This is a genomic window from Orientia tsutsugamushi str. Boryong (assembly GCF_000063545.1).
In the GTDB taxonomy this organism is placed as follows: Bacteria; Pseudomonadota; Alphaproteobacteria; order Rickettsiales; family Rickettsiaceae; genus Orientia; species Orientia tsutsugamushi_C.
This window is the reverse complement of the sequence record NC_009488.1, coordinates 2072920-2085129: the sequence shown is the minus strand read 5'-3', so window position 1 is coordinate 2085129 and position 12210 is coordinate 2072920. Positions and strand designations below refer to the sequence as shown.

Annotated in this window: 9 protein-coding genes and 5 pseudogenes; 3 read left to right on the top strand and 11 right to left on the bottom strand. The window is 29.8% G+C overall.

Annotated elements, in window-relative coordinates; all coding sequences use genetic code 11:
- Nucleotides 1-476 precede the first annotated feature (476 nt).
- Nucleotides 477-770 (top strand): transposase, encoded by a 294-nt coding sequence (locus OTBS_RS09865; protein ID WP_050897580.1) that lies wholly within the window; start codon nucleotides 477-479, stop codon nucleotides 768-770.
- Between the two features lie 665 nt (nucleotides 771-1435).
- Here the strand turns inward: OTBS_RS09865 and OTBS_RS09855 are convergent.
- The 3 genes from OTBS_RS09855 to OTBS_RS09845 all read right to left on the bottom strand — a co-directional run bounded on the left by OTBS_RS09855 (nucleotide 1436) and on the right by OTBS_RS09845 (nucleotide 3641).
- Nucleotides 1436-1783, bottom strand: a complete 348-nt coding sequence (locus OTBS_RS09855; RefSeq protein WP_041621384.1) for a hypothetical protein — start codon at nucleotides 1781-1783, stop codon at nucleotides 1436-1438.
- A gap of 36 nt (nucleotides 1784-1819) precedes the next feature.
- Entirely contained in the window at nucleotides 1820-2179 is a 360-nt protein-coding gene (locus OTBS_RS09850; protein ID WP_041621383.1) for a hypothetical protein, read from the bottom strand.
- A 439-nt stretch (nucleotides 2180-2618) separates the two neighbouring features.
- Nucleotides 2619-3641, bottom strand: coding sequence for a reverse transcriptase domain-containing protein (locus OTBS_RS09845; RefSeq protein ID WP_232489018.1), 1023 nt, complete (start codon nucleotides 3639-3641; stop codon nucleotides 2619-2621).
- Nucleotides 3642-3647: 6 nt separating this feature from the next.
- On the opposite strand from OTBS_RS09845, the pseudogene OTBS_RS09840 reads away from it, so the two are divergent.
- Nucleotides 3648-4064 (top strand): annotated as a pseudogene (locus tag OTBS_RS09840) (transposase); the annotation flags it as partial.
- A gap of 128 nt (nucleotides 4065-4192) precedes the next feature.
- Here OTBS_RS09840 and OTBS_RS10755 read toward each other — a convergent pair.
- Together OTBS_RS10755 and OTBS_RS18095 are read right to left on the bottom strand one after the other, a co-directional pair.
- The gene (locus OTBS_RS10755; RefSeq protein WP_011944685.1) at nucleotides 4193-6142 is read right to left on the bottom strand and encodes an autotransporter outer membrane beta-barrel domain-containing protein; all 1950 of its coding nucleotides are present in this window, start codon (nucleotides 6140-6142) and stop codon (nucleotides 4193-4195) included.
- 1145 nt (nucleotides 6143-7287) lie between these two features.
- Nucleotides 7288-7590, bottom strand: a pseudogene (locus tag OTBS_RS18095) (IS982 family transposase); the annotation flags it as partial.
- Nucleotides 7591-7680: 90 nt separating this feature from the next.
- Here OTBS_RS18095 and OTBS_RS09825 point away from each other — a divergent pair.
- Complete coding sequence (locus OTBS_RS09825) at nucleotides 7681-8181, top strand: IS982 family transposase (protein ID WP_157866469.1); 501 nt, start codon at nucleotides 7681-7683, stop codon at nucleotides 8179-8181.
- Here OTBS_RS09825 and OTBS_RS13525 read toward each other — a convergent pair.
- From OTBS_RS13525 to OTBS_RS14820, 6 genes and pseudogenes are all read right to left on the bottom strand, one after another.
- Nucleotides 8141-8964, bottom strand: a protein-coding gene (locus tag OTBS_RS13525) for an IS5-like element ISOt6 family transposase (RefSeq protein WP_157866385.1) whose coding sequence is annotated in 2 segments (ribosomal slippage) — nucleotides 8141-8577 and nucleotides 8577-8964 — 825 coding nt in all. Because the reading frame shifts where the segments join, the coding sequence is not laid out codon by codon here. The genes OTBS_RS09825 and OTBS_RS13525 overlap by 41 nt on opposite strands.
- A 63-nt stretch (nucleotides 8965-9027) precedes the next feature.
- On the bottom strand, nucleotides 9028-9279 hold the full coding sequence (locus OTBS_RS17370) for a transposase (protein ID WP_232489017.1): 252 nt from the start codon (nucleotides 9277-9279) through the stop codon (nucleotides 9028-9030).
- Between the two features lie 124 nt (nucleotides 9280-9403).
- Nucleotides 9404-9880, bottom strand: coding sequence for a helix-turn-helix domain-containing protein (locus tag OTBS_RS17365; RefSeq protein ID WP_232489016.1), 477 nt, complete (start codon nucleotides 9878-9880; stop codon nucleotides 9404-9406).
- 45 nt (nucleotides 9881-9925) lie between these two features.
- A pseudogene (locus tag OTBS_RS18090) lies at nucleotides 9926-10555 on the bottom strand (transposase); the annotation flags it as partial.
- Nucleotides 10556-10683: 128 nt separating this feature from the next.
- A pseudogene (locus tag OTBS_RS13515) lies at nucleotides 10684-11205 on the bottom strand (transposase family protein); the annotation flags it as partial.
- A 408-nt stretch (nucleotides 11206-11613) separates the two neighbouring features.
- Nucleotides 11614-11760: pseudogene (locus OTBS_RS14820) on the bottom strand (IS110 family transposase); the annotation flags it as partial.
- Nucleotides 11761-12210 lie beyond the last annotated feature (450 nt).

Here is a 12210-nt window from a genome sequence, read left to right as displayed (position 1 = left end):
ATAAAAAAAATTAAATAAAAATGGAATAACCCAACATGAAAAAATGTATCATAACGGTGTACTATTTAATAGATAATTTATGAAAGATATAGCTCTATAAAATAGTTGTAATAGTTTAGCTATCACTATCATCTAGATACGCTTTTCGAAAAGTATTATTCCTCATACAGCCCAATCAATTTATAAACAGCTGCAATAAGTTGATGTGCTTGCTATGCACTTATCGGTGGTAGAGTTTTCATGCAATAAACATAAATTGTTAATATGGTTAGTACCATCACATCTTATATAGCTAAACCGCTGTAGAGCAGTTATGTTATATACTTGTTTGACTATATTTTTTACAATTACTGTCAGAAAAAGAAACAGAAAATATTATATTAACTCAACAAAGCTTCCTGTATACAATAATCAGAGGATTTATAGGTATAAAAAGAATTTTAAAATAAAACATGAATTGGCAAAAGTTCTACAGGATGGTTTTTAAATGTAAGCTGCATATATTTATTAATCATCATAGAGATATTGTGAGTTTTTTCACTCTAACTTCAGGCAATGTTAATGATAGAATAGTAGTAGAATATTTAGTATGCAAACTTAAAGGATGGCTATTTGCTGATCATGGATTTATTAGCAAAAAACTTGTTGTATCACTTACTAACCAAAGTTTAGGGCTAATCACAAAAATTAGATCCAACATGAAAGAAAAAGTAATTCATCCTATAAAATTTTCACCTCTTAACAAAAGGTCTATTATAGAAACTATATAATGGTCAATTAAAACATCTTTTTCATATTGATAATACTTGCCAGAGATTCTGGTATGTATTTTTACACTAATGTCCTCTCTGTATTGCTTGCTTTATGTTTTTAAACCTAATAAAATTTTTGTTTCTTTTTCAAGTTTAAATTATCTTTCTCTTTCTTTGCCTTACCTACGATCTCTCAATTATATCGAACTCTGGATTTTATATGCAATAATATACTCATAACACCACACAATGAGAACTATCTGAGATTAAAAATTATGTATTTGGTTGCAGTTCTAATCTATTCTTCAACATAATCATTAAAAATACTATCTCCAGTATAATCAACGTTAGCACTCATTTGCTCAAAAATATATCCTGAAGTTGCTCTTCTTCTTCAGTAAACATAAAATCCGTACTAGCTTCAGCATAGTTTTGAGCATAACATTCGTGTTTACCACTGCTGATACAATCTGCATAAGCATCAGCATAGTTGTAAGCATAACAGTCTCATTTTTGATGATTTTTAATAAACAAACTAAAACCTTCAATGTAGACTCGAGCAAAATTTTTGGCAGAATGTTCTGATAAGCCATTAGCAATGTGCTTAGCAACAATAACAGCATAGATCTCGCATAACTACATGATAGTCCCAAGATTGTACACCTTCCTCATAAGCGTTATAATTAATCAGAATCTAGTAATATATTACTACTTTCTTGATCCAAGGGGGGAATAATATTATCAATATATTCTTCTTGTGTCATGTTAATATCAGGACTCATAACTGTTGCAGTGCTAGAAGAAGATTCGAAATCTTGCATTATAAAATCCATAGCTAACTGAAAATTTTCTTCTAAATCTAATGAAGATACAGCAACAGATTCTTGTATCTTAATATCAGTAACATCTAACGCTGCAGTTGAAGTACTTGGAAATGCTTGTATATTATCATCTTGTTGTTCAACCTGCCCAGTAGTATAATAAGTATTTTCTTTTGTTTGTTGTACGGTTTCATCTAATGATGATGACAAAAATTTTCTGAAGATGTCAGGAGTATTAACTCCACTTCATGCAAATTTTGAACTATTTTTGAAAAATTGTTTCTTACATGAGTCATCTAGTTGTTGGTCTGATAATATCTCTAATACTTTTTGAGTAACTTCTTTGGCCTTAGCTCCAGATCCACTTAAAATAGTACAAAAATTATGAGGGCTGATCTCATATTTCTGTAGTAACATAAATGCTGTACCATCTAACAACAGTAATAACCCTTTTAAAGCTTTCGCCCCATCAGATCCTGCTTCACTTAAGATACTACTAAGACTAGAAAAATTAATCCCTAGCTCCTCACACAGGTTACTTATTTTGGAACTTTCTAATATTTGTAATAATTCTGATAAAACTGCACCAATATTAGATTTAACCACACGTAAGATGTTAGAAATATTAGCAAATGAACACTTATAGTATTTTAATACTTTTGTTAACTGTGGCGATAATAGACCTCGTTCGAAACTGGTTAATGTAGTTCAAAATTATAAATGCCAGAGATCAAATTAAATCTATGTGAGTAAACCTAACCAATCGCTCAATTAGGCCCCTCCTCAGAACCGGACTTGCAGAATTACCGCATCCGGCTCTCAAAAATAAGATAAGCATTATGCCTTATTTGTTGTCTAGAACATTGAGACAATCTTTCCAATTTTAGGAAAATTTACTCTTTTAAGTATCTCGGTTAGTCTTTTCCAATTCATCTTACGTTTTCCTCCCATTCTATTGAACCAGTTATATATTGCACGTGTACTTTGGTTGATAAATGAACTTACTCGTCTTTTGTTATCCGATATACCATGATAGTTGATCCATTCACCTAATAACTCTAATGACTTGTGATAATGTTTGTGTTTTATCTTGCTTGTTTAGCTGACTACGCAAATATTTTCTCAGTCCTTTCAGTTTCTCAGTAAAACGATCTCTCCTTGAGGTATATTTTAGTCTCCATGTTATGCCAAATCTTGATTTTCTCCAATAGCAAGTAAATCCAAGAAAATTATAACTTGCGATCTTCCTGCATTGTTGGGCTAAATTTGCAGCATGGTCTCTACCAGATTTTATCATTTGTGATTTAGCTTCATTGATATTTAGCCCATACTTATTTAACCTTTTAGGCAAAACATCATAAAACCTTTTCGCATCTGCTTCCCTTTCAAAGACAAATACCATATCGTCGCAGTACCTCACCATTCCTGTTTGTCCCATTAAGTTTTCTTTGCTGATTTTTGCAAACCAGCTATCTATAACATAATGCAGAAAGACATTTGCCAGGATTGGTGAAACTATTGATCCTTGACGACAACCTTCTTTGTTAGTAACTATAGTACCATTTTCTATGATTGGTATTTCAATCAGTTTCATAACTAGTCTTAGAAATTTCTTGTCAGATATTCTCTTTCTTAGAAATTCCATCAACTCACAATGCTTGATTGTATTGAAACACTTTGTTATATCAATCTCTACTATAGCCCCTTTATTGAAGTTATACGTAAGTTTATTTAACTCCCTTAAAGCGTCGTGTGCATTTAATTTAGGTCGAAATCCATATGAATACTTTAAGAATATTTGCTCAAACACAGAGTTTAGTATCTTGCTTACTGTAGACTCGATTATCTTATCTTCAAAACATGATATTATCAAAGGTCTTTTTTTGACTCCATCTTCTTTTGGAATTTCCGTTATTCGTGTAGGTTTAGCTTGATATTGCCCTTTGCGAATTCTAGTAAGAAGCGAAAGCAGATTTGCTTTCAACTTCTTACCATAATCCTCTTTAGTTATACCATCTATTCCAATAGCTTTATTGCTATCGAGTTCCTTATATTGTTCTTCTAACATCTTTAAATCAATAATAAAGGCGAAATAATGTCAGTTAAAATTACTAAAAGCAATAAAAGCGACCTATCTATAGCTTCAGTTATTTCTAAAGTCTTATCTGGTAAATTGTTTGGTGATAAAGCTTACATATCTAAAGAGTTATTTCATCAACTGCTGACAAATGGTCTACGTTTATTTACTAATCTTCGTAAAGATATGAAAACATATTTATTGGTCATACAAGATAAGCAGTTATTAAATAAACGTTCTTTAATTGAGTCTGTCTTTAATGTACTAAAAAAACATATGCTTTTAGAGCATACTAGACACCGTTCTCCTATTAATTTCTTTGTTCATATAATTGCTTCTCTTGCTAGTTATTCTATCTCCAAACTTAATCCTTATCTTATCTCCTCTTCTTTCTCTTCTATCTCCTTATCCTAAATTGGCGTTATATATAATCATTAAAAAAAGCCATAATACTTACTCCTCCTATAGTCTAAGCATTTCTTATCAAACTTTGTGCTTTCAATATATAACATCAGATATTTAAGTAGCAAAAAATATAAAAGCTAGAAATTAGCTTTTATATTTAAAGATCCAACATGAGCAATATATTTTTCAGCAAAATAAGCACTATATGATGCTCCAAATCGAATTGGACCACGATATATAGTTACTGTTCCACCTAACTGACCAAATAGTGTATGCATTTTTGCTGGTTTAATATCCACAGTACTAGAGTTTGATGAAGCAACATATTCTAGTTTTATATTACTACTGTTAGTTGGCAAATTGCTATGAATAAAAGCATATACTTCAGGTATTATTGATATATTTTTATTATCAATAACATATTTTACTGTCCCCCCTGCTCTAGCTTCTAGTATATGATGCTCTGCATCACTTACATTAACATCATTAAATAATTTATAGCTAGAGTTGTTAAACTTATTATACCTAATTCCAACTATTGGTGATACAGTTAACTTCGGATTATATGCTATTGAATTTAAATCTCCTCCTAACATAAAATCTACATAGTAACCTTTACCACTAATTTCACTTGAAGGTTTGTTAGCTATATATTCAGTTTTACCATCATATGTAATAAACCCAATTATGCCTTGCGTAAATACATTGTCTTGAGGATAATATCTACCATTTAAAGATAATGAGAATGTTTTACAGTCTGTTTTGTTGAATATGTGCTTAATGTTTTCATCATACTGAATATTAAGATTTGAATATAAGCCTGTAGCACCAACAATAGTGTTCTCATTTACATATTTATTTACTGTAATAAATACTCCATTAATTCCTGCATCATATTTCTTTAGTTCTTCATTCTCTTCTTGGCTACTTTTGGAAGTAAAAATATTCCCCTGAATATTCCAACCATTATTACTACTACAAATGTTTGATCCAGAACTTATAATATTAGTCTGGTTACCTTGTCCACTCACAATATTACCCATACTGGATGTTACTCCACTTACTGCAGTGTTAATATTCATATTCATAGCACCAGTAACTGCAGAGTCATGATTTTTCACAGCTTCTTCTAATGTTTTATCTTCTCTTATCACATGTTCTATAACACTTGCATCTGGCTTAGTATTATCCAAATCATCTAGCTTACTATTAATAGCTTTAACTTTTTGATCAGCCTTAATTATTTCTTGATTCAACTCAGCAATTTGACAATTCAGCTCAGCTATTTCTACACGAAGTTCTTGCACTAGTTGATTTACAAACATATCAATTTTTTGTAATGTATTATTACTTAATGGCTTTATCTTGCGTCTAGCCTTAATAAGTGGCGTATCTTGCAACGCGTGTATAAGTGTATTAACCAACTGTATTTTGTCATTAATATCCTTGGCAGCATAAGGTTGTATATTCATTAGAATTATCGCGTCTCGCATAGCTAAACACGCATATTCTAGACTAGCTAATGCATCCTGTAGATCATATTTTACAACCCGGACAACGCCTACAAATTTATCGAATTGATATCCCCTTAAACCCTTTAATACCTCTTCTGAACCTACTTGATTTATGTCATGATAAAAACCTTCTACTAACTGCTTACAATCATTTACTTTGTCATATTGTTGACGTAACTCTGCTGCCCTCTGCTGCACTTCATTATTATCATTAGTATTAACCCGTTGTACTCGCAAATTTTTTATAAAATCAAATGCCTTGGCATTAACTAGCAAATTTCTTAGTACCTGATTTAGCTGAGTAACACTTTGACGCATGCCATGAAGATCTTGTATTCCTTGCTGAAGATTCGTTTGATTGGCAATAAATTCACTAACTTGACGTTCTAAATTACCTATATTCCGAGTTAGATGAATCTTATCTTGATCTAAGGTTTTAAACTTGCTTTGTTTAGTTTCTAAATCAAGTAGTAGATTCATACCTAATATCCTTTGAGTTGTACTAGCAAAAAATAAAGTAGAAACAATTAGCGATATTTTAACAATAGTTCCTTGTTTGTTGGTTTTTAACATATTTAACAATCATTATTAATTATATACTAAAATAAGATAAATGATAATATAAGTTAATCTATAATTCAATGATATTTCTTTAAATTACATAGAAAATATGTATATATGTGTATATATAGTAACTTTAAAGTAGCTAATGCAGCAAATTTTATATAATTTTAACTTCTGTAAAAATGTATAATGCAAAGACATAGCTAAACTAGTATAAAACAGTTATGTTATATACTTTTCAAGTAGAGTACCCATGTCACAGTAATATTTCATTTTGCTTGATTTAGCTTGAAAGCATTTTTTTAATTGAATTTAAATCAGGAGAATAATGCTGTAAATATTCTAATATATGTCTCTTTTTCTATAATAGTTTTTAAATGAGTACTTTTATGAAAACTTGCATTGTACATCACAACTAGAGAATTATTAGGTAATTTCGGTATTAAATCCTGTTCTATCAAACAGTTAAAAATAGCAGTATTAACATTCCAGTTAAAATTGATATAGTCAGCAGAGATTTATCTACTAATGCTCCTATAACATTATTGTGATACATCTTCTTTTTTTAGTTTTTTAATAGAGATTTTTGTTGGCGCTTGTGTTTCTCTTTTGTAACGGTAATATGTTTTTACTCCATACAAATACTGTATTTTTCCTATTCCAAAACGTCTTGCTACTGTTTCGAAACTGATTTTCTGCATTGCCTTTATCCTCAGCACTGTTTTCCGAAAATCTATAGTACATGTCATACTAATTTCTTTTTTATTATATATTATTACTATAAACGCCAGATTAGGATAAGAGAAAGTATGAAAAGCATAATGAAAAAAGTTTACAAGAGATAATGTACAATTAAATTATGCAACATATTTAAACATAATTTCAATTAATAACGGTTTATTTATTGATCATATTTCTACAAGTATTAGTTCATAATACTATACTTAATAACCTGAACATTGACAATTGTAACACTTGTATATTATCTCTTTCTAACTGTTTCTTATTCTAAATTTGCATTTGCAGATATGTGAGCAATAAATGTCTATTAATTAAAACTATATTTAATATCTCGCATAATCATAATTGTACATTATCTCTTGTAGACCTTTTTCATTATGCTTTTCATACTTTCCCTTATCCTAATCTGGCGTTAATACGGCTAATGGTAGCAATATTCTAGGCCACAGTTGTATTATCCTACTATAGCTTGGTAAACAAAAGTATCCTTTATACTTATAACGCAAGTAATATAGATAATAATTTTTAAAATCCTTGCATGGAGATAAATAAAAATATATCGTTATTGTTAATAACTCAGCTAAGGACAACTTTCCATCTCTGTTCCTTTGATTACTACTTGGTATTAATCTCTTTCTTTCCCACTCTTGATATATCTTGCAAAAATTATCTATTAAATAGTATACTGTTATAATACATTTTTCATGTTGGGTTATTCCTTGTTTATTTAAATTTTCTTTTTAACTTAACATCCTCTCTTTGTATACCTTTTATTCACTACCTTTTATACTCTTACTTATCCTAAATTGGCGTTATTAATGCATTATCTGAAAGGAGAAGAGACTGGTATATATTACATCGATTCTACAAAGTTAGCAATTTGTCATAATAAACGTATTTCCAGCAATAGAGTTTTTAACAGAATTTCTAAAATTGGTAAGAGTAGTTATGGCTGGTTCTTAGGCTTTAAGCTACATATTATAATCAATAATAAAGGTGAAATAATGTCAGTTAAAATTACTAAAGGCAATAAAAGCGATCTATCTATAGCTTCAGTTATTTCTGAAGGCTTATCTGATAAATTGTTTGGTGATAAAGCTTACATATCTAAAGAGTTATTTTATCAACTGTTGACCAATGGTCTACATTTATTTACTAATCTTCGTAAAGATATGAAAACATATTTATTGGACATAGATGATAAGTGCTTATTAAATAAACGTTCACTAATTGAGTCTGTCTTTAATAGACCTCTTTCGAAACTGGTTAAGGTAGTTCAAAATTATAAATGCCAGAGATCAAATTAAATCTAAGACCGAATCTTTTACGTCTATTTCGATATTTGTCAGCAATAATTTTGAACCGTTTTAGCATAGCAATAACGTTTTCATTGACAACTCTTTTTCCTGCTAACCTACGATTATTCTTTTTATCATTTTTAGTTAAAGGATTTTTCTTGCTTTTTTTCTTTGGTAATGCAGAATTATTGTGAATTTTTTGTATACCTTGATATCCTGTATCAGTAATCGCTTTAATCTTAGGATGGATAAGAATTTTGGATTCCTTAAATAATCTAAAGTCATGTTTTTTACCGTTAGAAAAATCTGTACATATTACTTGGTGTGTTTTCTTGTCTACCACTATTTGAGTCTTTAGTGTATGCCTTTTCTTCTTTCCTGAATAATAGAATTTTTGTTTTTTTTGGGTCTTTCTATTGGACTCTCAGTAGCATCAATCAAGACTACTTCATAATTCATATCGCTATTCATTAGAGCTTTACGACCTGGAAGAGCAAAGTTTGGGTGTTTAACTAAGGTGTCTTCTACCCATTTTACAGCCTTATATGCTGAACTTTCACTAATCCCATAGTTCTGACCTATATGAAAATAAGTACGGTATTCTCTAAGGTATTCTAAGGCCATCAATAACTGTTCCTCCAAATTGAGCTTATTTTTACGCCCTCCTTTTGATTTCTTAACACCATCAGCTTTCCTCAAAATATCCACCATCTTTGAGAATGTTCCCTTCCTTACTACTGTTAATCGACGAAATTTTTCATCCTTTAACTCTTTAATCTGATCTAATTTCATTATTACTTCAAATCAGATTTTTATAACACCATTTTACATCATTGTATAGTTTCGAAAGAAGTCTTATGAAGTTTGAGCATAGAAAAAAGAGATAATAGAATTAGCAAATTGAGTAATTTGATGTTTAATCCACAGCTTCATATTAGCCGAAAACTTTTCTATCGGATTTAAATCTGGAGAATAAGGTGGAAGAAAAATAACTTTACAACCAACAGATTCTATTAACTCTTTAGTTTTTTTAGACTTATGAAAAGCAGCATTATCCATTACTACAAACTGAGCAGGCTCTAACTCATTAATTAATACCTGCTGCACCCAAGCTTCAAATAATCTTGTATTACATATGCACCATTAAATATCATAGGTGCGATTGATTTATTATTAACATAACCAGCTATAATATTTGTACGCTCGTAATATTTACCACTCTTTTTGCTGCTTACATGAGTTCCTTTTTTCTCCACCCTCTATTCTTGCATATAGACATTTCAATGCCACTTTCATCTATGTATACCAAGTTTTCCTTAGGTATAGCACACTTATCACTTGTTGATATTTTTCTCTTATTTCTGGTTTTGCTTCCATGTAGGTAAACGTTTTTTTTATAACTATAGCCGAATTTTTTCATATAATAACTCGCTACCCTTATTGAAATTCCAAAATGTTTCCCTGCTTGTGCCAGAGTTAGATTTTGATTTAGCGAAATGTATTTTTCAAATTCTATCTTATATATTTTCCCTTTTTTACCAAGACGATCTCTTTCTTTATAATGACCTTCTGATTTATATCTTTTATACCAATTTCTTACTGTGTTTGCTGCTATATCAAATTTTACTGAGGCAGCATTACAACTTTTTCCTTGATTAACACATTTTATTACTTTCTCCCGAAAGTCTTGGCTATATGATTTTGGCATTTCCTTTTCAGGATACTATACTCAAACTTCATTGTAAATGACTATAAATAAACGTAGACCATTGGTCAGCAGTTGATGAAATAACTCTTTAGATATGTAAGCTTTATCACCAAACAATTTTTCAGATAAGCCTTTAGAAAAAACTGAAGATACAGATAGGTTGCTTTTATTGCCTTTGGTAATTTTAACTGACATTATTTCGCCTTTATTGTTGATTATAAGATGAAGCTTAAAGACTAAGAACCAGCAATAACTACTTTTACCAATTTTAGAAATTTTGTTAAAAACTCTATTGCTGGAGGTACGTTTATTATGACAAATTGCTAACTTTGTAGAATCGATGTAATATATACTAGTCTTCTCCTTTCAGATAGTGCATTAATACAGCTAGTGATAGCAACACTCCAGGTCATAGCTGTATTATTCTACTATAACTTGATAAACAAAAGTATCCCTTATACTTATAACTCAGGTAATATAGATAATAATCTTTAAAATCCTTGCATGGAGATAAATAAAAATATATCGCTATTGTTAATAACTCAGCTAAGGATAACTTCCCATCTCTGTTCCTTTGATTACTCTACTTGGTATTAATCTCTTTCTCTCCAACTCGTGATATATTTTGCAAAAATTGTCTATTAAATAGTATACTGTTATAATACATTTTTTCATGTTGGGTTATTTTATTTTTATTTAAATTTTCTTTATAACTCAACATTCTCTCTTTGTATACCTTTTATTCTTTACATTTCATATTTCCACTTATCCTAAATTGGAGTTAATAAGTTTCGAAAGAGGTCTAATCTAAAGTCATGCTTTTTACTGTTAGAAAAATCTGTACATATTACTTGGTATATTTGCTTGTCTACCACTATTTGAGTTTTTAGTGTATGCCTTTTCTTCTTTCCTGAATAATAGAATTTTTGTTTTTTTAGGTCTTTCTATAGGAGTCTCAGTAGCATCAATCAAGACTACTTCATAATTCATATCGCTCTTCATTAGAGCTTTACGACCTGGAAGAGCAAAGTCTGGGTGTTTAACTAGGGTGTCTTTTACACATTTTACAGCTTTATATGCTGTGAACTTTCACCAATCCGATAGTTCTGAGCTATATGGAAATAAGTACGGTATTCTCTAAGGTATTCTAAGGCTATCAATAACTGTTCATCCAAATTGAGCTTATTTTTACGCACACCTTTTGATTTCTTAAGACCATCAACTTTCCTCAAAATATCCACCACCTTTGAAAATGTCTCCTTCCTTACTCCTGTTAATCGACAAAATGTTTCATCTTTTAACTCTTTAATCTGATCGAATTTCATTATTACTTCAAATCAGATTTTTATAACACCATTCTACATCATTGTCTAGTTTCGAAAGAAGTTTATTATTAAAAATAATAGTAGCAATAATGCTACAATATTTTATAACTTTATTGGAAATATCATTCCACCAGAATAGAGGAAACTAACTGGAGATAATGGAAAAGCATTAAGCAAAACATCTAAACAGCTTTTATCATTCATGGTATTTAGACTACATATCTATTACAACAAAGATATAGATGAATTATAGGAAAGTTATCAGCTTTATGAGGATAAGCTAGATGTTGGTCGATGAAGAGTTAGGCAATGCTTAATAGAATTAAGAGATGCAGGTTTTATTGAAGTTGAAAATAGGACAATAATTAAAGACAATGTTAAGTTACGTAATGTCACTTGCATAAAACTTCTGCTTTTTAACCATGTTACTAATTTGTTAAACCCTTCAGAATTATTATTAAATTTTCTTGTTTGAGCTTTATTATTAATTAACACATCTGCATCAAATGTCTCTTTAGAAATATCAATTCCTATAATTATACTATTCATAACCACCAAATTTTATGTTAAACTTAATATCTCAAAACCAACCTTATAAATACAGACTTTTTAGCCTAAGAATACCGTCCGGTTTTTAGTTATTCAAAAGGCTAGTTACTTATCTGTAATACAGGCTATTAGCCTAAGGACACATACTGTATACTAGCTTTCTTTTATGCTATTGCTATAATCTTTTATTTTATTGCAATTTCACTTATTTTTATCATATAAGAACTTGGAGTTTTTGAAGTAAAAATCAACATTAAATTTTGATCTGATTTTTATGATTAACTCTAAACCTTGATTGGTAAGTGATACAGCAAATTTTTACTAATAAATTCACAATCTGTAAATAGCAATTCTTTAAGTTTACGTACTAAATATTCTACTACTGTTCTATCATCAACATTTTATTCAAAAGTCAACATACAACATATACAGCACAATATCACTAGTTTTGAGTGA

What these genes read in the sequence shown, in the direction of transcription:
- OTBS_RS09865 (WP_050897580.1), top strand. Translation starts at nt 477, where the DNA reads ATGGTTTTTAAATGTAAGCTGCATATATTTATTAATCATCATAGAGAT.
- OTBS_RS09845 (WP_232489018.1), bottom strand. Translation starts at nt 3,641, where the DNA reads ATGTTAGAAGAACAATATAAGGAACTCGATAGCAATAAAGCTATTGGA.
- OTBS_RS10755 (WP_011944685.1), bottom strand. Translation starts at nt 6,142, where the DNA reads ATGTTAAAAACCAACAAACAAGGAACTATTGTTAAAATATCGCTAATT.
- OTBS_RS17365 (WP_232489016.1), bottom strand. Translation starts at nt 9,880, where the DNA reads ATGCCAAAATCATATAGCCAAGACTTTCGGGAGAAAGTAATAAAATGT.